This window comes from Pseudoxanthomonas jiangsuensis (assembly GCF_010093185.1).
Taxonomy (GTDB): domain Bacteria; phylum Pseudomonadota; class Gammaproteobacteria; order Xanthomonadales; family Xanthomonadaceae; genus Pseudoxanthomonas; species Pseudoxanthomonas jiangsuensis.
In genome coordinates, this window is sequence record NZ_PDWL01000019.1 from 22407 (window position 1) to 48117 (window position 25711).

13 protein-coding genes and 1 pseudogene are annotated in these 25711 nt (G+C 71.4%); 8 read left to right on the forward strand and 6 right to left on the reverse strand.

The window, feature by feature from the left end; translation table 11 throughout:
- Window positions 1–44: 44 nt before the first annotated feature.
- Complete coding sequence (locus CSC62_RS12245; RefSeq protein ID WP_246194401.1) at window positions 45–2993, reverse strand: TonB-dependent receptor; 2949 nt, start codon at window positions 2991–2993, stop codon at window positions 45–47.
- A 430-nt stretch (window positions 2994–3423) separates the two neighbouring features.
- Here CSC62_RS12245 and CSC62_RS12250 point away from each other — a divergent pair, with 430 nt between their 5' ends.
- The 8 genes and pseudogenes from CSC62_RS12250 to CSC62_RS12285 all read left to right on the forward strand — a co-directional run bounded on the left by CSC62_RS12250 (window position 3424) and on the right by CSC62_RS12285 (window position 18220).
- Window positions 3424–4713 carry an MFS transporter gene (locus CSC62_RS12250; RefSeq protein ID WP_162406775.1) on the forward strand — a complete coding sequence of 430 codons (1290 nt, stop codon included), beginning with the start codon at window positions 3424–3426 and terminating at the stop codon, window positions 4711–4713.
- Window positions 4714–4777: 64 nt separating this feature from the next.
- Window positions 4778–7645 (forward strand): glycosyl hydrolase 115 family protein, encoded by a 2868-nt coding sequence (locus CSC62_RS12255; protein WP_162406777.1) that lies wholly within the window; start codon window positions 4778–4780, stop codon window positions 7643–7645.
- Window positions 7646–7695: 50 nt separating this feature from the next.
- Window positions 7696–9120 carry a glucuronate isomerase gene (gene uxaC / locus CSC62_RS12260; protein WP_162406779.1) on the forward strand — a complete coding sequence of 475 codons (1425 nt, stop codon included), beginning with the start codon at window positions 7696–7698 and terminating at the stop codon, window positions 9118–9120.
- Window positions 9117–11837, forward strand: coding sequence for a beta-galactosidase GalB (galB, locus tag CSC62_RS12265; protein ID WP_162406790.1), 2721 nt, complete (start codon window positions 9117–9119; stop codon window positions 11835–11837). Before uxaC ends, galB begins: the two co-directional genes overlap by 4 nt.
- 80 nt (window positions 11838–11917) lie before the next feature.
- Window positions 11918–13018: an endo-1,4-beta-xylanase gene (locus CSC62_RS12270; RefSeq protein WP_425502026.1), complete on the forward strand. Its 1101-nt coding sequence runs from the start codon at window positions 11918–11920 to the stop codon at window positions 13016–13018.
- A gap of 140 nt (window positions 13019–13158) precedes the next feature.
- Entirely contained in the window at window positions 13159–15570 is a 2412-nt protein-coding gene (locus CSC62_RS12275) for a DEAD/DEAH box helicase (protein ID WP_162406794.1), read from the forward strand.
- 65 nt (window positions 15571–15635) lie between these two features.
- Window positions 15636–16447: pseudogene (locus CSC62_RS12280) on the forward strand (ribonuclease H-like domain-containing protein); the annotation flags it as partial.
- Window positions 16448–16540: 93 nt separating this feature from the next.
- The gene (locus CSC62_RS12285; protein ID WP_162406796.1) at window positions 16541–18220 is read left to right on the forward strand and encodes an NAD(P)/FAD-dependent oxidoreductase; all 1680 of its coding nucleotides are present in this window, start codon (window positions 16541–16543) and stop codon (window positions 18218–18220) included.
- Between the two features lie 73 nt (window positions 18221–18293).
- Here CSC62_RS12285 and CSC62_RS12290 read toward each other — a convergent pair whose 3' ends face one another.
- The 5 genes from CSC62_RS12290 to CSC62_RS12310 all read right to left on the reverse strand — a co-directional run bounded on the left by CSC62_RS12290 (window position 18294) and on the right by CSC62_RS12310 (window position 25652).
- Window positions 18294–19607, reverse strand: coding sequence for a gluconate:H+ symporter (locus tag CSC62_RS12290; protein ID WP_162406798.1), 1314 nt, complete (start codon window positions 19605–19607; stop codon window positions 18294–18296).
- A gap of 69 nt (window positions 19608–19676) precedes the next feature.
- Window positions 19677–21698, reverse strand: coding sequence for a YjhG/YagF family D-xylonate dehydratase (locus tag CSC62_RS12295; protein ID WP_162406800.1), 2022 nt, complete (start codon window positions 21696–21698; stop codon window positions 19677–19679).
- An 8-nt stretch (window positions 21699–21706) separates the two neighbouring features.
- Window positions 21707–23305 (reverse strand): aldehyde dehydrogenase family protein, encoded by a 1599-nt coding sequence (locus CSC62_RS12300; protein WP_162406802.1) that lies wholly within the window; start codon window positions 23303–23305, stop codon window positions 21707–21709.
- On the reverse strand, window positions 23302–24120 hold the full coding sequence (locus tag CSC62_RS12305; protein WP_162406804.1) for a fumarylacetoacetate hydrolase family protein: 819 nt from the start codon (window positions 24118–24120) through the stop codon (window positions 23302–23304). Before CSC62_RS12305 ends, CSC62_RS12300 begins: the two co-directional genes overlap by 4 nt.
- Window positions 24121–24158: 38 nt before the next feature.
- Window positions 24159–25652, reverse strand: coding sequence for a mannitol dehydrogenase family protein (locus CSC62_RS12310; protein ID WP_162406806.1), 1494 nt, complete (start codon window positions 25650–25652; stop codon window positions 24159–24161).
- Between the last annotated feature and the right edge of the window lie 59 nt (window positions 25653–25711).

Here is a 25711-nt window from a genome sequence, read left to right on the forward strand (position 1 = left end):
ACGGGCCGCGGGTTTTCCACTATCGGATCGACACGCCTCGGCGATCAGAACGTGCCGCGGATACCGACCGTGAAGGTGGTGCCCGGATCGTACATGTCGTTGACCGCGTTCGGGTAGGCGAAGTAGGAACGACGCTCCTCGCCGGTGATGTTGAGCACGTTGAAGGTCAGCTGCGGCTGCGACCTGATGTTCTTCAGGGTGTAGCTGGCCGACAGGTCGAGCTGGCCGCGGTCCTCGCCGTAGATCTGCGCGAACGGGATGCCCTGCTGGTTCGGGCCGGTGCCGGTGGCGCCCTCGGTCCAGGTGTAGGACAGGCGCACCGAGGCGACCTCGTTCTCCCAGTAGGTGGTGGCGTTCCACAGCGACGGGGCCACGCCGTACACGTTGCCCGACAGCGCCTGCGCGTCCTTGCCCAGGGTCTTGATGTCCAGGTCGGTGTAGTTGGCCATGAAGCCCAGGCCTTCCAGCACGAAGCTCAGCGGCTGCACCCAGATCGCTTCCCAGCCGCGGATCTCGAGCTCGGCGTCGGCGTTGACCTGCTGGTTCACGTTCACGGTGGCCACGTTCGGGCCGCCGCGGTTGTTGAGCGCCACCTGCTGGGTGTCGGTCAGGTCCTCGAACGGGATGCCCAGGCTCAGGAACGGACGGGTGGTCACGCCCTGGAAGGTGTAGCCCTCCACGCGCTTGTTGAACAGGGTCAGGCCGACGAAGCCCTCGCCCCCGGTATACCACTCGCCGCCCAGGTCGAAGTTGGTCGAGATGTACGGGGTCAGGTCCGGGTTGCCCTGGTTGGCCACCTGCGCCGACTGGTCGGTGAAGGTGGTGGCCGGGAGCATCGAGCTCGGGTTCGGGCGGGTCATGGTGCGCGAACCGGACATGCGCAGGACGACGTTGTCGGCCACGTCCCACGCCGCGCTGAACGACGGCAGCCACTCGCTGTAGTCGCCCTTCAGGGACTGCCACTGGCGGACGCCGCCGATGGTGACCGGGCCGGCGACGTTCTGGTCGGTCTCCACGTAGCGCACGCCGAAGTTGAAGCGCAGGTTGCGGTTCCAGATCTCCGACTCGCCGTTGACCTCCATGTACGCGGCGAAGGTCTCCTCGTCGAAGCCGCCGGTCGAACCGCCGGTGTTGGGACCGCCGGATTCCGGGGCGTTGTCGCGGTAGAAGGCGTAGTTGGTGTCGTTCTTGAAGCGGTCGGCGTCGACGACGATGAAGCCGTACGGACCGGGGCGCAGGTAGCCTGCCAGGGCCGAGTTCGGCACCGCCGCCAGCGGGCCGCCGGCGCAGGCCGGGCGCGGGTCGGGCACGCTGCCGTCCGGGTTCAGGCCGCGGCAGACCAGGTTTTCCCAGGCGCCGCTGTTGTCGAAGCCCTGGATGCGGCGCTCGTTCTTGTCCCAGGCCACGCCGAACTTGAGGTTGCGGCGGTCCTCGCCCAGCTGCAGGTCGGCGCGGAAGCCGCTGGTCTCGGTCACGCGCTTCTCGTTCTGGACGTTGACGCGGCCGCCGGCCCAGGTCCAGCCCAGGTTCGGATCGTTCAGGTCGAGGGCGGTGTTCCAGGTCGGGATGTCGCCACCGTTGGTGTAGTCCAGGGTGGTGAACGGCGAGTTGACCAGGATCGTCGGCGACTCGCGGAACATCCAGCTGCGGCTGGTGTTGGCCTGCACGTCCAGCTTGACGTTCTGGTCGGCGCCGAACCAGAAGGTCGCGCCCGGGGTCACCTGCCAGTACTGCACGTCCTCGATGTACTCGCGGTGCTCGAGGAAGAACTGCGCGTTGCTGAAGGTGGCGCTGGTGACGACGTTGTTCTCGTCCAGCTGCATGTCGAGCGGGATCATGCCGCCGTTGCGGCCGACCAGGTTCATGTCGACGCGGCTGTTAGTGCGGCGGGCCTTGGTGTACAGGGTGTCGACCCAGAAGTGCATGCTGTCGCTGGGCCGCCACTCGAACGAACCGAGGAAGCCGTCGCGGTCGCGGTCGCCGGACATGTGCACCGGGCGGCCCAGGCGCGGCATCAGCGCCTCGCCGATCTGCTCGGTGCTCAGGCCCGGGTTGTGGGCCTCCAGCCACGCGGCGTCGATCGCCTGGCCCGGGGTCAGGCCGGCGGCGATCGTGGAGGCGTTGTTCGGGACCACGTCGGGGATGCGCCAGCCGTTGCCGCCGGTCACGTTGCAGGGCTGGCCCAGGGCCGGGAAACCGCCGGCCGCGCCGCCGTTGCCGCACTGGGCGTTGGTCAGGTTGGGGTTGGTCCAGCCGATGGTCTCGTAGCCTTCCACGCCGATCTTGCCGCGGCTGGAGGTGAGGCCGACCAGCGCGCCGAAGGTGCCCTCGTCGTTGGTCCAGTTGGCGATCACCGAGCCGCGCGGGCTGGTCTTGTCGCTGACGTCGTTGTAGTCGGCCTGCAGCGAGTAGGTGACGTGGTTGCCGGCGATGTCGAACGGACGCATGTTGCGCATGTTGACCACGCCCGAGGCGCCGCCTTCGGGCAGGCTGGCGGTCGGCGACTTGTACACCGTCACCTGGTTGAAGAACTCGGTCGGGAACAGGTTCAGGTCGACTTCGCGGTTCTGGTTGGTCGCATCCAGGCCGATCGAGGCCGTGGCGACCGAGCCGCCGTTGATCAGGGTCTTGGTGAAGCTGTTGGGCAGGCCGCGGATGGCGATGTTCAGGCCTTCGCCGTTGACGTCGCGGTTGAGCTGGATGCCGGGGATGCGGGCCAGCGACTCGGCGATGTTGGTGTCCGGGAACTTGCCGATGTCCTCGGCGAAGATCGAATCGGTGAAGCCGGTGGAATCGCGCTTGGCCTCGGTGGAGTACTGCAGGCTCTGGCGGAAACCGCGGACGGTCACCGTGTCGAGCTCGGTGGCCTGGTCGCCGGCCGGCGCCGCCGGAGCGGTGGTCTGTTCCTGCGCGATCGCGCCCCCGGCGGCCAGCGCCAGGCAGAGCGCACCGAGTGCGCGCGACAGTTCGGTCTTGCAAAGCTTCTTGTTCACCGTACTCCCCTCCCGTTTCAGGCGATGGGTCCGCGGCATTCGGAATGGCGCCGCGGACGTGTTGTGGATGTGGTTGACGACCGTTCGAGGGTCTATGCGTTTTCTGAGTACCCGGCATTACCTGGCGGGCGCCGGGATGGTAGCGCTCTCAAGAATGGGCATGCAAGACGTGAGTGATGGGCCATTGGTCATGCTGCACTGCATCGTAAAAAATGCTTTTTTTCAGGACTATTGGCCCAATCGGCAGTGACAGCGCTGCCATCGGGGCCATCCGCATCTTGGCCGGCTGGCCGCATGATTTCAGCTGTGATAATGATAGCGATATCAGAAAACGGCCCGCCGGCGCTGGGAGGAGCACCGACATGCTGCATTGCATCAACCCCGAATCCGCGCTGCGGCGCAGCACGTCCGTGGCCCGAGGAGGACGCCGGTGAGCGCGGTTCCGGCGACCGCGCCAGCCGGCCGCTACCGCTGGCGGGTCTGCGCCCTGCTGCTGGCCGCGACCACGATCAACTACGTCGACCGCCAGGTGCTGGGCGTGCTGGCGCCGTTCCTGCAGGACGAGATCGGCTGGACCGAGATCGATTACGGCTACATCGTCATGGCCTTCCAGGCCGCGTACGCGATCGGCCTGCTCTGCGCCGGCGCGGTGATCGACCGCTTCGGCACCCGCATCGGCTACGCCCTGGCGATCAGCATCTGGTCGCTGGCGGCGATGGGCCATGCGCTGGCGGCCAGCGTGATCGGCTTCATCGTCGCCCGCTTCGCCCTGGGCCTGGGCGAGGCCGGCAACTTCCCGGCCGCGATCAAGACCGTGGCCGAATGGTTCCCGCGGCGCGAGCGCGCGCTGGCGGTGGGTATCTTCAACGCCGGCTCCAACATCGGCGCGATCCTGGCACCGCTGATGGTGCCGATCGTGGCCGCGGCCTGGGGCTGGCAGGCGGCGTTCCTGTGCACCGGCGTGCTCAGCGCGGCCTGGCTGGTGGTGTGGCTGGCCCGCTACCGCCCGCCGGAACAGCAGCCGGCGCTGTCGCCGGCCGAGCTGGCCCACATCCGCAGCGATCCGCCCGAGCCGGCGGTGAAGGTGCCGTGGCTGCAGCTGCTGCGCCATCGCCAGGCCTGGTCGTTCGTGGCCGCCAAGTTCATCACCGACCCGGTGTGGTGGCTGTTCCTGTTCTGGCTGGGCAAGTTCCTGGCTTCCGAGTACGACCTGTCGCTGGCCAGGATCGGCCTGCCGATGATCGTGGTCTACCTGATGGCCGACGTCGGCAGCATCGCCGGCGGCTGGCTGGCCGGGCGCTTCGTGCGCATGGGCTGGAGCATGAACCGCGCGCGCAAGGGCGCGATGCTGGTGTGCGCGCTGTGCGTGGCGCCGGTGGTGCTGGTGACCCAGGTCGACAACCTGTGGCTGGCGGTGGGCCTGATCGGCCTGGCCATGGCCGGCCACCAGGGCTGGTCGGCGAACGTGCTGACCCTGCCCTCGGACATGTTCCCGCGGCAGACGGTGGCCTCGGTGGTGGGTATCGGCGGCTTCGCCGGCGCGGTGGGCGGCATGGCGATGTCGTACTTCACCGGCTCGCAGCTGCAGTCCACCGGCAGCTACAGCACGATCTTCCTGATCGCCGGCACGGCCTACGTGGTCGCGCTGGTGGTCGTGCATCTGCTGGCGCCGCGCCTGGAGCCGGCGCGCTTCCCGCTTCCACCCGACGCCGGCGTCTGAGCCGGAGCCGTCCCGACGCCATCCCGGCTCCGTCCGCCAGCATGGCCGCCATTGCGAGAGTGAGATGACCACCCGACCCCGCTATGCCCTGTTGCTGGGCGCCCTGCTGATGCTGCCCGGAACGCTGCTGGCCAGCCCGGCCTGCCGCAGCCCGGCCGCCGTCTGCGAAACGCGCAGCAGTGGCAGCCTGCCCCTGATCGAACGCGGCACGCCGCTGCCGGTGCTGGTGGAGGAGGCCGACTTCGAGGCGGTCAGGCTTGCCGCCGAGGCGCTGCGTGGCGACCTGGCCGCGGTGGCCGGTCGCCCGGCGCCGGCCGACGCATCGCCGAAGCTGGCGATCATCGCCGGCACCCTGGGCCACAGCGCGCGCATCGACCGCATCGTGCGCGAGAAGAACCTCGACACCAGCGGCGTGGCCGGCACCTGGGAGGCCTACCTGATCCAGGTGGTCGAGCGCCCCGAGCCGGGCATCGAGCGGGCGCTGGTGGTGGCCGGTGCCGACCGCCGCGGCACCGCTTACGGCCTGTACGAACTGTCGCGCCGCATCGGCGTGTCGCCATGGACCTGGTGGGCGGACGTGCCGCCTGCCCGTCACAGCCGCCTGCACATCGCGCCCGGCCGCTTCATCGACGCGCCGAAGGTGCGTTACCGCGGCATCTTCATCAACGACGAGGACCCGGCCCTGGGCGGCTGGAGCAAGGCCACTTTCGGTGGTACCAACCATCGCTTCTACGAGCGCGTGTTCCAGCTGCTCATGCGCCACAAGGCCAACTACCTGTGGCCGGCGATGTGGCTGCCGCGCGCCTTCTACGACGATGACCCGAAGAACGCCGAGGTCGCCGACGCCTGGGGCGTGGTGATCGGCACCAGCCACCACGAGCCGATGATGCGCGCGCACGACGAATGGTCGCGCTACGGCACCGGCCCGTGGGACTACGCGCGCAATGCCGACGTGCTGAAGGAGTTCTGGCGTGGCGGCATGCAGCGGCTGGACGGACGCGAGGCGGTGGTCACCCTGGGCATGCGCGGCGACGGCGACGAGCCGATGAGCGAGGAGACCGCCACCGCGCTGCTGGAGCAGATCGTCGCCGACCAGCGGCGGATCATCGGCGAGGTCACCGGCAAGCCGGTCGAGCAGACTCCGCAGGTGTGGGCGCTGTACAAGGAAGTGCAGGACTACTATGACAAGGGCATGCGCGTGCCCGACGACGTGACCCTGCTGTTCGCCGATGACAACTGGGGCAACATCCGCCGCCTGCCCGACCCGGCCGACAGGCGCCCCGGCGGCTACGGCGTGTACTACCACTTCGACTACGTCGGCGGCCCGCGCAACTACAAGTGGATCAACACCACCCAGGTCGAGCGCGCCTGGGAGCAGATGCGCCTGGCCTGGGCGCACGGGGTGGAGCGGCTGTGGATCGTCAACGTCGGCGACATCAAGCCGCAGGAGCTGCCGATCAGCGCCTTCCTCGACCAGGCCTGGGATCCGGACGCGGCCGACCTGGAATGGATCAAGGCCTATCCGGCGGCCTGGGCGGCCGAACAGTTCGGTCCTGACCATGCCGAAGCCATCGGCCAGATCCTCACCGGCTACACCCGGCTCAACGCGCGCCGCAAGCCGGAGCTGATCTCAGCCGAAACCTGGAGCCTGGTCCACGAACGCGAGGCCGAACGCGTGCTCGGCGAGTGGGATGCGCTGGTGGCGCGCACCCAGGCCCTGGCGGCGAAGATCCCCGCCGGCCAGCGCGATGCGTGGTACCAGCTGGTCGAGTACCCGGTGCTGGCCAGCGCCAACCTCAACCACCTGCACGTGGCGGTGGCCCGCAACCGGCTGTATGCGGCGCAGGGCCGGGCCTCGGCCAACGCCTGGGCCGACAAGGCGCGCGCGCTGTTCGCCCGCGACGCCGAGCTGCAGCGCGTGTACGAGCAGGACATCGCCGGCGGCAAGTGGGCCAGCATGATGGCCCAGCCGCGCATCGGCTATACCCACTGGCAGTCGCCGCAGCGCAACGTGCTGCCGGCGCTGGCCAGCGTCGACGCACCGGAGAAGGGTGTGACCGGAGTGGCGGTGGAAGGCGATCCGACCGGCTACCCGGCCCTGCTGCGCGCGCCGCGCCTGCCCGAGCTCGATCCGGTCGCCGCGCCGACCCGCGAGGTGGTGGTGTTCAACCGCGGCCGCGCGCCGATCGCCTTCACCGCCAGCAGCCGGACCCCGTGGCTGAAGGTGTCGCCGGCCTCCGGCGAAGTCGCCGACGCGCAGCCGCTGCGGCTGGAAATCGACTGGAACGCGCTGCCCGAGGGCCGGCACGAGGGCCAGGTCTACATCCGCGGCAAGGACTGGACCGAGGTCAGCGTCACCGTGCCGGTGCACAAGCCGCCGGCGCACCGTGGCGCGCGCGGCTTCGTCGAGGGCAACGGCGTGGTCGCGATCGAGGCCGAGCACCATGCCCTCGCGGTCGCGCCGGCCGGCGGCCAGTGGCAGGTGATCCCGAACCTGGGCCGCACCCTGTCGGCCGTGACCGCCTGGCCGGCCACCGGCGGGCCGCAGGTACCGGGCGGCGACGGCGCACGGCTGGAATACCCGCTGGTGATGGACGAGGACGGCGAGGTCGAGGTGCGGGTGGTGGTGTCGCCGACCCTGGACATCGGCCACCGTGGCGGCCTGCGCTACGGCCTGTCGATCGGCGACGAGGCGCCACAGCAGGTGAACGTGCGCCTGGATCCCACCCCCGGCGACCGCGACTTCCGCGCCTGGGAAGCAGCCGTGATCGACAACGTCCATGTCGCCAGTTCGCGCCACCGCGTGCGCGCCGGCGCCAATACCCTCAAGCTGTGGCTGGTCGACCCGGGCCTGGTGTTCCAGCGCATCGAAGTCGTGCGCCGGCCGCTGCCCGCCACCACCCTCGGCCCGGAGGAAAGCGTGCGCCGCTGAGCGCGCGCCCTTCCCGTCCGCCAAGCAACCCGAAACCGGAAACTCCCCCCATGAGCCCTCCCGGCCGCCCGCTGCACCTGCACGAAGACCGCCTGTTCTCCTCCGATCCGACCCAGCGCGCGATCGCCCGCCGCCTGTACGCCGAGGTCGCCGCGCTGCCGATCGTCAGCCCGCACGGGCATACCGATCCGGCCTGGTTCGCCGGCAACGCGCCGTTCGCCAACGCCACCGAGCTGTTGCTGGTGCCGGTCCACTACGTGTTCCGGATGCTCTACAGCCAGGGCATCGACCTGGACGCGCTGGGCATCCCCCACGCCGACGGCAGCCGCGCGGACGTGGATCCGCGCGCGGCCTGGCGGGTGTTCGCGCGAAACTTCCACCTGTTCCGCGGCACGCCCTCGTCGCTGTGGCTCAACCACGTCTTCCACGAGGTGTTCGGCCTGCGCCTGCGCCTGGACGCGACCACCGCCGACCTCTACTACGACACCATCACCGAAGCGCTGGCCACCGACGCCTTCCGCCCGCGCGCGCTGTTCGAGCGCTTCAACATCGAGCTGATCGCCACCACCGAAGGCCCGCTCGACCCGCTGGCCCACCACCAGGCCATCCGTGACAGCGGCTGGCAGGGCCGGGTGGTCACCGCCTACCGCCCGGACGAGGTGGTCGATCCGGAGCACGAGGCGTTCGCCGGCGCGCTGGAGCGCTTCGGCGCGATCACCGGCGAGGACGTGCACAGCTGGGACGGCTACCTGCGCGCGCACCGCAACCGCCGCGCGTTCTTCGCCTCGATGGGCGCCACCTCCACCGACCACGGCCACGAGTCGGCGCTGACGGCAGACCTGTCCGATGCGCGGAAGCGGGAGCTGTTCGCGAAGATCCTGCGCGGCGGCTTCAGCGCGCAGGAGGCGGCGCTGTTCCGCGGCCAGGTCCTGACCGAGATGGCGGCGATGAGCCTGGACGACGGCCTGGTGATGCAGCTGCATCCGGGCTGCTTCCGCAACCACAACCCGCGGCTGTTCGCCCGCCACGGCCGCAACGTCGGCGCCGACCTGCCGCTGGCCACCGAGTACGTGCACGCGCTCAAGCCCCTGCTGGATCGCTTCGGCAACGAACCGGGCTTCCGCTTCATCCTGTTCACCCTGGACGAGAGCACCTACTCGCGCGAGCTGGGGCCGATGGCCGGGCACTATCCCTGCCTGTTCCTGGGCCCGGCCTGGTGGTTCCACGACGCGCCCGAGGGCATGTGGCGCTTCCGCGAGCAGACCCTGAGCACCGCCGGCTTCTACAACACGGTCGGTTTCAACGACGACACCCGCGCCTTCCTCTCCATCCCCGCGCGCCACGACGTGGCCCGCCGGATCGACTGCGCGGTGCTGGCCAAACTGGTGGCCGAGCACCGGCTGGAGGAGGACGAGGCGGCCGAGGTCGCGGTGGACCTGGCCTACCGGCTGCCGAAGGAGGCCTACCGGCTGTGATCGCCAGGGCGCTGCTGTTCGGCCTGCTGCTGGCGCCGTTGCTGGCTCTGGCCTCGCCGCGCGAGCGGATCCTCCTGGACAGCGGCTGGCGCTTCCACCGCGGCGATCCGCCGGGCGTGGACGGCCGTCTCGATTACGACGTGCGCCCGCAGATCGAACAGAGTGCCGACGGCAAGGTCGCCGACGCCCGCCCGGACGCGGCGGAGAAGGTCGAAGCCGACCGGCCGGTGCTCAAGCCCTGGATCCTGCCCAGCGCCAATCCGCTGCTGCCGGCGGAGCGGCGCCACCGCCGGCCCGCTGGCGAGCCGCCGGGCGGCGACGTGGCCTTCCTGCAGCCGGGGTTCGACGACAGCGGCTGGGACGCGGTGACCCTGCCCCACGACTGGGCCATCGCCGGCCCGTTCCTGGTCGAAGGCCCCTACGGCGGCATGGGCCGCCTGCCCAGCTGGGGCGTGGGCTGGTACCGGCGCACGCTGGAACTGCCGGCCGACGTCGCCGGACGCTCGCTGTTCCTCGACGTCGGCGGGGCGATGTCCTACGCCACGGTCTGGCTCAACGGCCGCCTGGTCGGCGGCTGGCCCTACGGCTACAACTCCTGGCGGCTGGACCTGACGCCCTACGCACGCCCGGGCGAAGCCAACACCCTGGCGATCCGCCTGGACAACCCGCCCGAATCGGCGCGCTGGTATCCCGGCGGCGGCCTCTACCGCGACGTGTGGCTGACCGTGGCCGATCCGGTGCACGTGGCCCAGTGGGGCAGTTTCGTCACCACGCCGGAGGTGTCGGCCGAGGCGGCGACGGTGCAGCTGCGGATCGAGGTGGACAACGACGGCCGCGGCGCGGCCCGGGTCGAAGTGGCCAGCGAACTGTTCGCGCTGGACGCCGACGGCCGCCGCGAGGGCGCGGCCGTGGCCCGGATCGCGCCGGCGACCCTGCACGTGCCCGCCGGATCCAGCGCCCGCGCCGAAGGCCGCGCGAGGATCGCCCAGCCGCGGCTGTGGGGACCGCCGCCGGAACAGCGGCCGCACCGCTACCTCGCCGTCACCACCGTCTCCCGCGACGGCCGGGTGCTGGACCGCTACGAGGCCCGCTTCGGTATCCGCGAGGTGCGCTGGGACCCGGACCGAGGCGTGGTCGTCAACGGCCGCCACGTGCCGCTGCGCGGGGTCAACCAGCACCACGACCTCGGCGCGCTGGGCGCGGCCTTCAACGTCCGTGCCGCCGAGCGCCAGCTGGAGATCCTGCGCGGCATGGGCGTCAATGCGATCCGCCTGGCGCACAACCCGCCCGACCCGCAGCTGCTGGAACTGACCGACCGCATGGGCCTGCTGGTCATCGACGAGGTGTTCGATTCCTGGGAGAAGAAGAAGACCCCGCTCGACTTCCACCTGGTCTTCCCCGACTGGCACGAGGCCGACCTGCGGGCGATGCTGCGCCGCGACCGCAACCACCCGTCCGTGATCCTGTGGAGCGTGGGCAACGAGGTCGGTGAGCAGTACGACGGGCAGGCCGGCGCGGAGATCGGCCGCAGGCTGGTGGCGATCGTGCGCGAGGAGGACCCGACCCGCCCGGCCACCGCGTCGATGAACTGGGCCAAGGCGGACATGCCCTTCCCGGCCGCGTTCGACGTCATCAACCTCAACTACCAGGGCGAGGGCATCCGCCAGGCGCCTGAGTTCGAGGGCACCGAGCGGATCCGCACCCCGCCCTCTTACCCGGCCTTCCGCGCCGCGTTTCCGGACAAGGTGATCTTCGGCAGTGAGACCGCCTCGGCCTTCAGCAGCCGCGGCGTCTACCTGTTCCCGGTGTCGCCGGAGGCGAGCGCGCCGGTGCGCGACGGCCGCGGCGGCGATTCGGCGATCCGCCAGGTCAGCGCCTACGAACTGCACGCGGTGGACTTCGGCTCCAGCGCCGACAAGGTGTTCGCCACCCTGGACCGGCATCCCTACGTGGCCGGCGAGTTCGTCTGGAACGGCTTCGACTACCTGGGCGAGCCGACCCCGTACTACGACGCGCGCAGCTCCTACAGCGGCATGATCGACCTGGCCGGTTTCCCCAAGGACCGCTACTGGCTGTACCAGTCGCGCTGGCGCCCCGACCTGCCGATGGCGCACCTGCTGCCACACTGGACCTGGCCCGGGCGCGAAGGCCAAGTGACCCCGGTGCACGTGTTCACCTCCGGCGACGAGGCCGAGCTGTTCGTCAACGGCGTCTCCCAGGGCCGGAGGAAGAAGGGACCGTACCAGTACCGGCTGCGCTGGGACGAGGTGGTCTACCGCCCCGGCGAGCTGCGGGTGCAGGCCTATCGCGACGGCAAGCCATGGGCGAGCGACACGGTGCACACCGCCGGCGCGGCGGCGGCGCTGGAAGCGACGGTGGACCGCGCGCGCATCGCCGGCGACGGCCGCGACCTGGCCTTCGTCAGCGTGGGCGTGCTCGACGCGGCCGGCCGCCCGGTGCCGACCGCGACCGACCTGCTGCGCTTCCGGGTCGAAGGCCCGGCGGTGCTGGTGGCCACCGACAACGGCGACGCCACCGACATGACCGCCTTCCCCTCGCCCGAGCGCAAGGCCTTCAGCGGCAAGGCCCTGGCCATCGTCCGCGGGGTGCCGGGCCAGTCCGGCACCGCGACGCTGACGGTGGAGTCGGAAACGCTGCAGGCGGCGAAGGTCGGCATCCGGATCGAAGCGGTCCAGACAAAGGGAGCAGAACCATGACCCACCCACGCACCGCACTCGGCCCGATCCACGGCCTGGCATCCGCCCTCGCCCTGGGCCTAGCGCTCGCCGCCGGCGCGATGCCGGCCCGCGCCGCCGATGCGCCGGCCGCCACCCTCAAACAGGTCTATGCCGGCGATTTCCTGCTCGGCACTGCGGTCAACGACGCGATCGTCAGCGGCGAGGACGCCAGCTCGCAGGCGCTGGCGGTGCGGCACTTCAACGCCATCACCCTGGAAAACGCCATGAAGGCCGAGGTGCTGCACCCGCGGCCCGGCGAATGGGACTTCGCCGCGGCCGACGCCTTCGTCGAATTCGGGCGCAGGCACGGCATGTTCGTCGTCGGCCACACCCTGGTCTGGCACAACCAGACCCCGGACTGGTTCTTCCGGGACGAGGCCGGCGAGGCCCTGTCCAGCGAGCGGCTGGCCGAACGCATGCGCCAATACATCGAGACCGTGGCCGGCCGCTATGCCGGCAAGGTCCAGGCCTGGGACGTGGTCAACGAGCAGATCGGCGAGGACGGCCGCTACCGCGATACCACCTGGGTGCGCGGCATCGGCGACGGCGACGAACTGATGCGGCTTGCGTTCACGTACGCGGCGAAGTACGCACCGGATACCGAGCTCTACTACAACGACTTCAACGCCTGGCGCCCGGAGAAGGTCGCCGGCATCGTGCGCATGGTGAAGATGCTGCAGGCCCACGGCATCCGCATCGACGGCATCGGCATCCAGGGCCACTGGGGCCTGAACTACCCGGCCCTGGCCGACATCGAGGCGGCGATCGACGCCTACGCCGCGCTCGGGGTCAAGGTGATGATCACCGAGCTGGACGTGGACGTGCTGCCGCTGACCCGGGAGGGCCAGATCATCGGCCAGGGGATGGCCCACCCGCAGTTCCAGCTGCCGGAGTTCAAGCGCTTCCTCGACCCGTACCGCGACGGCCTGCCGGCGGACGTGCAGCGGCAGCTGGCCGACCGCTACGCCGAGCTGTTCGCGCTGTTCCACCGCAAGGCCGACAAGCTGGCGCGGGTGGCGGTGTGGGGCGTGGCCGACGACATGTCCTGGAAGAACGGCTACCCGATCCCGGACCGCACCAACTATCCGCTGCTGTTCGACCGCGAGCGCCAGCCCAAGCCGGCGCTGGATGCCGTGCTCAAGGTGCCGCGGGGGCGTTGACCGGTTCCGTCCTCGTCAGCGCAGGATGGTGCCGCCCCGGTGTGCCCGCGGCCAGCCTGAAGCAGACAGGCAGGCCGCGGACGCGTCGCACCGGCTGAGACGTGCCGCGGATACAACCCCGTGGCCCCGACGGAGCCATCATGTCCGCACTCGCCCCGCTTTCCGCCTTCGACTCCCCTGCCCTGCCCGTCCCCGCCGGTGACGGCGCCAGCTTTGCCGTGCGCCTGGCCGGCAAGTACCAGGGGCGGGTGACCGGGCACTTCGTCCAGCCCGGACGCGAGGGTCGCTACGTACCGCTGCCGGAAGGCCTGCCCGAACGCCTGGCCGCCGCCCTGCGCGCGCGGGGCGTGGAGCAGCTGTACGCACACCAGGCGCAGGCCTGGGACGCGGTGGCCGCCGGGGGCAATGTGGTGCTGGCCACGCCCACCGCCTCGGGCAAGTCGCTGTGCTACGCCCTGCCGGTGGTCAGCGGGGTCATGACCCGCAAGGCCAAGGCTTTGTACCTGTTCCCGACCAAGGCCCTGTCGCAGGACCAGGTGGCCGAGCTGCTGGAGCTCAACCGGGCCGGCGACCTGGGCCTCAAGCCCGCCACCTTCGACGGCGACACCCCCGGCGACCAGCGCCAGGCGATCCGCCTCAACGGCGACATCGTGGTTTCCAACCCGGACATGCTCCACCAGGGGATCCTGCCGCACCACACCAAGTGGGCGCAGTTCTTCGAAGGCCTGCAGTACGTGGTGATCGACGAGATCCACAGCTACCGCGGCGTGTTCGGTTCGCACCTGGCCAACGTGCTGCGCCGGCTCAGGCGCGTGTGCGCGTTCTATGGCTCCAGCCCGCAGTTCATCCTGTGCTCGGCGACCATCGGCAACCCGAAGGAGCATGCCGAGGCGCTGCTGGAGGACGAGGTACGGGCGATCACCGAGTCCGGCGCCCCCACCGGCGACCGCCACGTGCTGCTGTGGAACCCGCCGGTGGTCAATCCGGACCTGGGCCTGCGCGCCTCGGCGCGCTCGCAGTCCAACCGTATTGCCAGGGCCGCGCTCAAGGCCGGGCTCAAGACCCTGGTGTTCGCCCAGTCGCGGACCATGGTCGAGGTGCTGACCAAGTACCTCAAGGACGTGTTCGACAGCGACCCGCGCAAGTCGGCGCGGGTGCGCGCCTACCGCGGCGGCTACCTGCCGACCGAGCGGCGCGAGGCCGAGCAGGCCATGCGCGCCGGCCGCATCGACTGCATCGTCTCCACCTCGGCGCTGGAGCTGGGCGTGGACATCGGCAGCCTGGACCTGGTGGTGCTCAACGGCTATCCCGGCTCGGTGGCCGCGACCTGGCAGCGCTTCGGCCGTGCCGGACGCCGCCAGCAGGCCTCGCTGGGGGTGATGGTCGCCAGCTCCGATCCGCTGGACCAGTACATGGTCCGCCACCCGGAGTTCTTCTCCGCGGCCCCGCCGGAACATGCGCGCATCGCCCCGGACCAGCCGGTGATCCTGCTCGACCACATCCGCTGCGCCGCGTTCGAGCTGCCGTTCCTGCAGGGCGAGCGTTTCGGCAGCGTGGTGCCGGAGGTGTACCTGCAGCTGCTGGCCGAGGATGGGGTGGTCCACCCGGAAGGCGGACGCTGGGAGTGGATCGCCGACAGCTACCCGGCCAACGCGGTGAGCCTGCGCTCGGTGGCCGATGGCAACTTCGTGGTCGTCGACCGCACCGACGGCCGCCAGGTGATCATCGCCGAGGTCGACTTCAGCTCCGCGCCGCTGATGCTCTACGAAGGCGCGATCCACATGGTGCAGTCGGTGCCCTACCAGGTCGAGCGCCTGGACTGGGAGGGCCGCAAGGCCTACGTCACCCGCACCCACGTCGACTACTACACCGACGCGATCGACTACACGAAGTTGAAGGTGCTCGAACGCTTCGACGGGGTGATCGCCGGCGCCGGCACCTGCCACCATGGCGAGGTGCACGTGGTCCGGCGCGTGTCCGGCTACAAGAAGATCCGCTACTACACCCACGAGAACATCGGCTACGGGCCGGTGACCCTGCCCGACCAGGAGCTGCACACCTCGGCGCTGTGGTGGCAGCTGCCGCAGGCGGAGCTGGAAGCGCGCTTCGCCTGCCGCCAGGACGCGCTGGACGGCTTCCTCGGCGCCGGCTATGCGCTGCACGTGGTGGCCAAGGTCGCGGTGATGGCCGAGTCGGCCGACCTGCAGAAGGCGGTGGGCAGCGGCGACGGCGCCTGGTTCGCCAGCGGCGACGGGCGCGGCCGCGGCCAGCTGCGCGCACTGGACGGCAGCATGGTCGACCCGGAGCGCCACGACAGCTTCGTGCCTACGGTGTACCTGTACGACAACTACCCCGGCGGCATGGGCCAGAGCGAGCCGCTGTGGAAGCGGCAGCGCGAGGTGGTCACCCGGGCACGCGAGCTGGTCTCCGGCTGCGACTGCAAGGCCGGCTGCCCCGCCTGCGTCGGGCCAGTGCTGGCGGCGCAGGAGGACGTGGACGCCACGCCGAAGTCCCTGGCCCTGCGCGTGCTTGGCGCCCTGGAGGCGGCATGAGCCTGTCCCTGGCCAAGCTGCAGCAGCTCAAGCGCCAGGCCGGCGGCACCTCGCCGGCGCGACCTGCGCAGGCACCCGCACCTGCGCCCGCCTCGCCCGCATCCCGCGCGCCCGACCTGGACCAGCTGCGCCGGCTGCTGCGCGTTCGGGCGCGCCCGTTCGCCGCACCCCTCGGCGGCGATCGCGGCCTGCCCGGCACAGAGATCGCCAAGGGGCTGTTCCTGGTGGAGGAGTTCCTGCCGGCGCCCGGCGTGCCGGAGCTTCTGGACGGCGCCTTCGACCGCGGCGAGCCGATCGTCTGCGAGGACGTGCTGTTCTTCGATACCGAGACCACCGGCCTGGCCGGCGGCACCGGCACCCGCGCCTTCATGATCGGCGCGGCGGACTGGCACGGTCAGCAACTGCGCATCCGCCAGCTGACCCTGGCCAGCATGGGCGCCGAGGCCGCCATGCTCGACGTGTTCGCCAGCTGGCTGCAGCCACGCAGCATCCTGTGCAGCTACAACGGCAAGTGCTACGACGCCCCGCTGCTCAATACCCGGTACCGCCTCGCCCGGCGCAGCAGCCCCCTGCCGGGCCTGCGCCACGTCGACCTGCTGTTCCCCACCCGGCGCAGCTACCGCGGCGTGTACGAGAACTGCCGCCTGGCCACGATCGAACGCCACGTGCTGCAGATCGTGCGCGAGGACGACCTGCCGGGATCGGAGGCGCCGCCGCGTGGCTGGGCTATATCCGCGGCGGCGGCAGCGGCCTGCTGCGGCGGGTGCTGGCCCACAACCGCCAGGACGTGATCACCCTGTCGCGGCTGCTGGCGCGGCTGGCACGCCCGCCGCAGCGGCTGGAGCTATGCGCCAGCGGCCGGTCCGCGCCGGCCTGAACCCGGCTTCATGCGCGGCCGCGGCGGGCGATTGCCGCCCTGCCGGGCGGCCGGCATAGTGCAGGCCTCCCACCAGCGACGCAGGGCTGCACGATGCAGGGTGAAGGCCAGGGTTCCGCAGCGGAACCGTTGCAGCACAGTGACGTGGTGATCCTGGGGGGAGGGCTTGCCGGCCTGACCCTGGCCTTGCAACTGCGCCAGCGCAACCCGGACCTGGCCGTGACCGTGCTCGAGCGGCGCGCGCACCCGGTGCGCGAGGCCGCGCACAAGGTCGGCGAGTCCACGGTAGAGATCGGCGCGCATTACTTCGCCGACGTGCTGGGCCTGCGCGAGCACCTGGAGACCGACCAGGTGCGCAAGTACGGGCTGCGCTATTTCTTCACCGACGGCCAGCACCGGGTGCAGGACTGCAGCGAGATGGGCGTCAGCCACCTGCTGCCCACGCCGTCCTGGCAGCTGGACCGCGGCCGCTTCGAGAACTTCCTCGGCGACCGGGTGCGCGAGGCCGGCGTGGAGTTCCTCGACCAGGCGGTGGTGCGTACGCTGGACCTGTCCGAATCCGATGCGTCGCACCGGGTGGAGTTCGAGCACGATGGCACGCGCCGCGCGCTCACCGCGCGCTTCGTGGTCGATGCCTCCGGCCGTGCCGGACTGATCAAGCGCAAGCTCGACCTGGCCCAGCCCAACGACCACGACGCCAACGCGGTGTGGTGGCGGATCGACGCCCAGACCGATCTGGACCAGTGGTCGGACGATGCGTGGTGGCGGGAGCGCTTCGCGCCGGCGCGGCGGGTCGACTCCACCAACCACATGTGCGGCCCGGGCTACTGGTTCTGGCTGATCCCGCTGGCCTCCGGCTCGCATTCGCTGGGCATCGTCTGCGACGCGAAGATGCACCCGCTGGAGACCATGAACACCCACGCCAAGGCCATGGAGTGGCTGCGCCAGCACCAGCCACGGGTGCACGAGGCGCTGGAACGGCCGGAGTACACGCTGCAGGACTTCCTGTTCCTGCGCCACTTCTCCTACGGCTGCAAGCAGGTCTATTCCGAACATCGCTGGGCGTTGACCGGCGAGGCCGGGCTGTTCCTGGACCCGTTCTATTCGCCGGGCAGCGACTTCATCGCCATCAGCAACACCTACGTGTGCGAGCTGGTGGAGCTGGACCGCGCCGGCAAGCGGATCGGCCCCTACGCCGAGTTCTACCAGCAGCTGTACTTCTCTTTCTACGAGAACACGCTGACCCTCTACCAGGACCAGTACCCGATCTTCGGCCACCCGCAGGTAATGCCGGTCAAGGTGCTGTGGGACTACGTCTTCTACTGGGCGCTGCTGGCGCCGCTGTTCTTCAGCGGCCGGCAGGCCGACCTGGCGATCCTGTCGCGGCTCAAGCCCTACTTCGCCGAGGGACGGGCGCTCAACCTGGCCATGCAGCGGCTGATGCGCGAATGGGGCACCCGCGACCACGCCCCGGACCTGCACCAGGCGCGCGCCTTCGACCAGTACCAGGTGGACTGGTGCCGTGAAATGAACGGCGCGCTGACCGACAAACTGGATGACGATGCCTACGTCGCCCGCACCGACCGCTGGGTGGCCGGCATGCGCCAGCTGGCGGCCGAGGTGTCGGCCTTGGCACGCGCAGCCTTCCCGGACATCGACGACCACGGCCTGGATGCGCTGCTGGCCGGCCACGACATGGACGCACACGCGCAGATGCTGCCGGCGCACTGGTTCAGCCCGGCGCAGCGCGCGCTGGAAGCCGCCGGCGCCTGACGCGCCAGGTTGCAGCGCACCTGGCGGCAGGCCACACGCCAGAGCGCCGCCACGCCGCGTCCGCGCTGTTCGCTCAGAGCATCAGGTCCAGCAGCAGCACCCCCGCCAGCCCGACCACCGAGATGGTGGTTTCCATCACCGTCCACGAGGCGAAGGTCTGCTTCATGGACAGGTTGAAGAACTCCTTGAACATCCAGAAGGCCGAGTCGTTGACGTGCGAGCCGAACACGCTGCCTGCGCCGACCGCCAGCACCATCAACTCCGGCGACACGCCCGTGCTCTCGACCAGCGGGCCGACCACGCCGGCGGCGGTGATCACAGCCACGGTGGAGGAGCCGATCATCACCCGCAGCAGCGCGGTGGCCAGCCACGCGAACAGCAGCGGCGGCATGTGCCAGGCGCTGGCCAGCGCGGCGATGGTCGCGCCCACACCGCTGTCCACGAGCACCTGCTTGAACACGCCACCGGCGGTGATGATCAGCAGGATCACCGCGATGCCGCTGATCGCGGCATTGAGCCAGCGGGTCTGCGTCTCCAGGCCGACGCCGCGGCGGTAGCCGAGGAACCAGAACGCGATCAGCGTGGACAGCAGCAGCGCCACGGTCGGGTTGCCCAGGAACAGCAACGCGGTGCGTGCCAGGCCTTCTGGAAGCAGGCCTTCGGCCACTACCGAGACGCTGATCAGCAGCACCGGCGACAGTGCGATCAGGAACGAGCGGGTAGCCCCCGGCAGCCCGCCCTTCAGTCCGTCCGCGGTGCCGTTGAACAGGTCCGGCAGCGGCGGATTGATCGCCTTCAGCCGTCGTGACAGCCACGGCCCGGCGATCACCACCGCGGGAATCGCCATGACGATGCCGTACAGCAGGGTGCGGCCCATGTCCGCGCTGAACGCGTTGACCAGCACCACCGGCCCCGGATGCGGCGGCAGGAAGCAGTGGGTGGTGCTGAGCGAGGCCACCGTTGGGATGGCCAGCTGCAGGATCGGCAGGCCGGTGCGGCGGGCCAGCGAGAAGATCAGCGGGACCAGGATGATGAAGCCGGCATTGAAGTACAGCGGGATGCCGACCAGGAAGCCGGTCAGCAGCAGCGCCCACTGGATGTTGCGCTCGCCGAACGCGCCGACCAGGGTGGTGGCGATCTTCTCCGCCGCCCCGCTCTCCTCCAGCACCTTGCCCAGGATCGCGCCGAGCACGATCACCAGGGCCAGGCCCGCCAGGGTGCTGCCGACGCCGGCGTCGATGGTCTTCACCAGGGCCTGCGGCTCGATCCCCAGGGCCAGGCCCATCGGGATCGCGACCACCAGCAGCGACAGGAACGGGCTCAGCTTGCGCGCGGTGAGGAAGATCTGCAGCGCGATCCCCGCGGCGATGATGAGGAAGGTGACCATCGGAGCTCCCCGGTAATGCGAAGGAATCCCGCGGCCGGCCGTGGCCGGCGCGGGCATGGCGGTGTGGTGTCAGTCCCCAGCCGCGGCGCGGCGCTGCGCCAGTACCTCGCGGCCGGCGCGCAGGGTCTCGACGATGGCGTCCACGTCATAGACGCAGCCCCCCCAGGTGCCGCCGCAGGCTTCCTGCAACGCGGCCCACAGGCGCGTATCGGCCGGCAGCTTCGGATGCGGGGCGATCGCCGGGTGCACCGGGCGCGAGGCCAGCAGCGCCGCGCCTTGCTCCGGCCACAGCGGCTGCGCCGGGTCGGTACCGACGAAATCGATGCGGCCCTGCAGGGTGTTGCGGTCGATCTCGATGCGCACCTGGTCGCCGTCACGCAGGCGCCCGATCGGGCCGCCGGCCAGCGCCTCCGGGCCGACGTGGCCGATGCAGGCGCCGGTGGACACGCCGGAGAAGCGCGCGTCGGTCAGCACCGGGACGTGTTTTCCCCAGGGCAGGTACTTGAGCGCGGAGGTGAGCTGGTAGGTTTCCTCCATGCCGGTGCCGGCCGGGCCGCAGCCGGCCAGCACCACCACGTCGCCGGCCACCACCGCGCCGGGGCCCTTGCGCTTGATCGCGGCGATCGCCTCGTGCTCGGAGGCGAACACCCGCGCCGGGCCGGTGTGGCGGTAGACGTTGTCGGCGTCGACCACGGTCGGATCGATCGAGGTGGCCTTGATCACCGAGCCTTCCGGCGCGAGGTTGCCCACCGGGAACACCAGCGCCGAGGTCAGGCCCGCCGCGCGCGCGGCATCGGGCCCCATGATCACCTGGCCTGGGTCCACGCCGTCCAGCTCGCGCAATCGCTGCCGCGCGATGCGGCGCGCCTCGCTGCGCTCCCACCATTCCAGATTCTCGCCGACGGTGGCGCCGCTGACGGTGGGCGCGTCGAGGTGCAGCAGCCCCATCTCCCGTAGGTGCAGCATCACCTCCGGCACGCCGCCGGCCATGAACACCTGCACCGTGGGATGGTGGCGCGGCCCGTTGGGCAGGGCGTCGACCAGGCGCGGGGTGGCGCGGTTGGCGGCGGTCCAGTCGGCCACCGTCGGCGGCGCCAGCCCGGCGGCATGCGCGATTGCCGGCACGTGCAGCAGCAGGTTGGTCGAGCCGCCGAACGCGGCGTGCACCACCAGCGCGTTCTCCAGGGCCTGGCGGGTGAGGATCGCCGCCAGCGGCGTGCCGGCCTGGGCCAGGCGCACCAGCGCCAGCGCCGAGCGCCGCGCCATGTCCAGCCACACCGGCTCGCCGGACGGCGCCAGCGCGCTGTGCGGCAATGCGATCCCCAGCGCCTCGGCGATCACCTGCGAGGTCGCCGCGGTGCCGAGGAACTGGCAGCCGCCGCCCGGCGAGCCGCAGGCGCGGCAACCCATCGCCGCCGCGTGTTCCAGGTCGATCAGGCCGTGCGCGTAGCGCGCGCCGATGGTCTGCACCTTGGCGGTGTCCTCGGCCCCGCGCGCCGGCAGGGTTACCCCGCCGGGCACGATCACTCCGGGCAGCTCGCCGCAGCCGGCCAGGGCCAGCATCATCGCCGGCAGGCCCTTGTCGCAGGTGGCGATGCCGAGCACGCCGCGGCGGGTGGGCAGCGAGCGCACCAGCCGGCGCATCGTCATCGCCGCGTCGTTGCGGTACGGCAGGCTGTCGAACATGCCGGTGGTGCCCTGGGTACGACCGTCGCAGGGATCGGAGCACATCACCGAGAACGGCAGCCCTCCCTCGCCGGCCAGGGTCTCGGCCGCGGCGCGCACCAGCCGGTCGATCTCCCAGTGGCCGGTGTGCAGGCCCAGCGCGACCGGCCGGCCGTCCTCGGCGCGCAGGCCGCCCTGGGTGCTGAGGATCAGGTAGGGATCGCGCGCGATCTCGCTGGCGCGCCAGCCCATGCCGGCGTTCTGGGTCATGCCGAACAGGTGGCCGCTGGGCGCCTGGCGCAGGGTGGCGTCGTCGATCGGCAGGCGCCCGGACGGGCCCTCGCCGGAGGTGCGGGTGGCGGCCAGCGCGGCGCCGTCACCGAGGATCGCGTCGAGGACGCCGTCTGCTGGACCGTCGCCGTGCATGCCGTGCCTCACGCGTCGGCGGTGGTCCACTGCCCGTCGACCAGGCGCAGCAGGCTACCGGTGGGATTGGCGTCGCGCAGCGCCGGCGGCAGCCGGTGCGGGCGCACGTTGTCGTAGCTGTGCAGCGCCGAGAAGCGCAGCAGCGAGGCCGGGATGCCGACCGCGGTGAACGCCGGATGGCCGGTGGCCGGGTACGGGCCGCCGTGGTTCTGCGCCGGCGATACCGCCACGCCGGTGGGCATGCGGTCGTTGATCAGGCGGCCGACGCGGGTGCGCAGCACCGGCGCCAATGCGTCGTACAGCGCGTCGTCCGCACCGGCGGTGTCGCTGTAGAGCGTGCCGGTGAGGTTGCCTTCCAGCGCCTGCGCGATCCGCAGCAGCTGTTCCTGCGACTCGGCCAGTACCAGCAGGCAGACCTGGCCGAAGGCTTCGTTCTGCAGCTGCCGCGGGCTCTCCAGGAAGCGGCTGCCGGACACCTTGAGCAGGGTCGGCTGGAAGCCATAGCCGGCCGCGTCCGCGGCGATGCCGCCACCGGCCAGCAGCTCGGCACCGGCCGCGCGCAGGGCCGCCACCGCCTCGCCCACCGATTCCGGCGCGCGCGCGGTCAGCAGCACGCCGGCGGCGGTGGCCTCGGTCAGGCGCTGCATTTCCCGAACGAAGGCATCGGTGTGCCCGCCCGGCGCCAGCACGGCCACGCCCGGGCGGGTGCAGAACTGGCCCGCGCCCATCGCGCACGAGCCGGCCAGCTCGGCGGCGATCGCCGCGCCGCGCTCGGCCAGCGCGCCGGGCAGCACGAACACCGGGTTGACGCTGGACATCTCCAGGTACGCCGGCTTGCCGGCCGCGTCGGCGGCGGCCTTGATCGCCATGCCGGCCGGACGGCTGCCGGTGAAGGCCACCGCGGCGGTGCGCGGATCGGCCACCGCGCGCAGGCCCAGCGCATTGCCGGTGTGGAAGAACATCTGCACCGCGCCGGATGGCAGGCCTCTGGCCTGCACCGCCTCGGCCGCGGCCTGGGCCAGCAGCAAAGAGGTGTACGGATGCGCCGGGTGCGCCTTGGCGATCACTGGATTGCCCGCGGCGATCGCCGCAGCGAAGTCCCCGCCGGCGATGCCGTTGAACGCGAACGGGAAGTTGTTGGGGCCGAACACCAGCACCGGGCCGCCCAGCGGGCCGTGCATGGAGCGCAGGTTGTTGGCGGTGTCGAGGGTCGGGCGTGCCCAGCCGCCGTCGCGCGCGGCCCGCGCGGCCTGGCGCAGCTGGCCGGTGCTGCGCGGCAGCTCGGCGGTGCGCAGGCGCGGCTCCACCGGCAGGCCGGTCTCGCGGTGCGCGGATTCGATCAAGGCCTCGGCGCGCGCTTCGATGCCCGCGGCATACGCCTCCAGGAACGCGGAGATGCGCTCGCCTGGCAGCCGCGCCATTTCGGTGGCGGCGCGCTGGCCGGCGTCGAGCATCGCGTCCAGGTCGTCCCAGCCTGAGATCGGGAAATCGTGCGCATCCAGTTCCAGCTTCCGCGAGGGATCGAACGCGCGGAAGCTGCCGGCCGGAGCGCGGGCGGCCACCCAGCGGCCGTCGAGGAGGATGGATTGCAGGTTGGACGCCGTCATAGCACCGGGTTCTCCAGGACCAGGCCGCCGATGTCGATGCGCACGACGTCGCCGGCCTGCAGGGTGAAGCTCTCGTCCGGCACGATCCCGGTGCCGGTGAACAGGAACGCGCCGTGCGGGAACGACAGCTCGCGGAACAGGTAGCCGGCCAGTTCCTCCAGGCCGCGCTTGATCTGCGAGCTGCGGGTCTGCCCGGCGAACGCCAGCTCCCCGCCGCGGTGGATCTGCAGGTCGATGGCCAGGTCGCGCAGGGCGTCGGCGGCGCACAGGACGATGCCCGGGCCGAGCGCGCAGGCACCGTCGTAGACCTTGGCCTGCGGCAGGTAGAGCGGGTTCTCGCCCTCGATGCTGCGCGAGGACACGTCGTTGCCGACGGTGTAGCCGCGGATGCCGCCGGCGCTGTCCAGCAGCAGCACCAGCTCGGGCTCGGGCACGTTCCAGGCGCTGTCGGCGCGCACCCGGATGCCTTCGCGGTGGCCGCGGGTGCGCCAGCCGCAGGCCTTGAAGAACAGCTCCGGGCGCGCCGCCGAATAGACCTTCTGGTAGACGTCGGCGCTCTGCGATTCGGCCTCGCGCGCCATCCGGCTGCTGAGGTAGGTGACGCCGCTGGCCCAGGCTTCCTGCGCGTCCTCGATCGGCGCCAGCAGGGGACCGTCGGCCGGCGCGCCGCGTTCGGGCGCGGCCAGCTGCGCCTGCGCGGCATCGGCCGGCAAGGCCAGCCAGGCGGCGAGGCTGAAGCCGGCGGGAAGATAGCGGCCGTCCAGGGCCCAGCGCGGGCCCTCGGAGGTGGCGTGGCGGGTCAGGCGGGCGGTCATCGGGCACTCCACGGGGACGGACGGTTTGCAGGGAACGGCTACGGCTTCGCCGCCGCGGCCAGTGCGTGGCGCACCGCGTCCGGCGTCGCCGGCGCCAGCGCGGCGTAGGCCTCACCCAGCGCGGCGGCGAAGCGCGGGTCGCCGGCCAGCGCACCGAACACGCCGTCCAGGGCCAGGAATCCGGCGACGTCTTCGGCCTCGCCGGTGCAGGCCGCGCCGGTGCGCGCCAGCGCCTCGGCCAGCGGGTCGTCGATCGCCACTCCGTTTCGCGCCTGTCGCGCCACGAACCGCAGCCAGCCGGCCACCGGCAGGCACAGGCGCGCGACCGGGCGGCCGGCGGCCAGCGCCTCGGCGATCGTGCCGAGCAGGCGCACCGGGATCTTCTGCGAGCCGTCCCAGGCGATCTGCGCCAGCAGGTGGCGGATGGCCGGGTTGCGGAAGCGGGCCAGGATCGCGTCGACGTAGGCCTGCGGGTCGAAGCCCGGCAGGGCCTGCAAGGAGGGCACGATGTCCTGCCGCATCAGCCGCTCGACGAAGCCGGCCAGCACCGGCTCGGCCATCGCCGCGGCCACCGTCTCCAGTTCCAGCAGCGAGCCGAGGTAGGCCAGCGCCGAATGCGGGGCGTTGAGCAGGCGCAGCTTGGCCCGGTCGTAGCCGGCGATGTCGGCGCCTACCACCACCCCGACCCGCTCCAGCGGCGGCCGGCCGTGGCGGAAGTCGTCCTCCACCACCCATTGGGCGTACGGCTCGCGCTGCACCGGCCAGGCGTCGGCCACGCCCAGGGCCGCGGCGACCCGCGCGCGCACCGCGTCGTCGGTGGCCGGGGTGATGCTGTCGACCATCGAACGCGGGAACCCGGTTTCGGCTTCGATCCACGCCGCCAGCGCCGGATCCAGCCGGCGCGCGTAGTCCAGCACCGCGCGGCGCAGGCGGCCGCCGTTGTCGGCGAGGTTGTCGCAGCTGAGCACGGTGTACGCCGCCAGGCCGCGCTCGCGGCGCAGGCGCAGGCCCTCGACCAGCCAGCCGACCGCGCTGACCGGCGTCCGCGGCGCGGCCAGGTCGTGGACGATGTCCGGGTGGCCGGCATCGATCCCGTCGGCGGACAGGCAGTAGCCCTTCTCGGTGATGGTCAGGGTCACCAGCCGCACCTGCGGATCGGCCAGCCGCGCCAGCACGGCCTCGCGTTCCTGCGGCGCGCACAGCACCTCGCGGATCGAACCGATCACCCGCAACGCGGATCGCCCGCCGTCGCGCGCGCCCAGCAGCTCCAGCGCGTACAGGCCGTCCTGCGGACGCAGGGCGTCGCGCACCCCGGCGCTGTGCAGCGACACCGCGCTGATCGCCCAGTCCGGATCGTGCGCCAGCAGGTCGTCGAGGTAGACCGCCTGGTGGGCGCGGTGGAACGCACCCGGGCCGAAGTGGACGATGCCGATGCGGGTCGCGGCGCGGTCGTACGCGGGCACGGCGACGTACGCGGGCAGCGCATGCAGGTTGGCATCGGACAGTCGGGGAACGGGTGGAACCTGGTTCATCGGACTCGTGGATCGAGGCTGGAAGGGAAGGCCCGCATCGCGGCGCGGGCCGCGGCGGA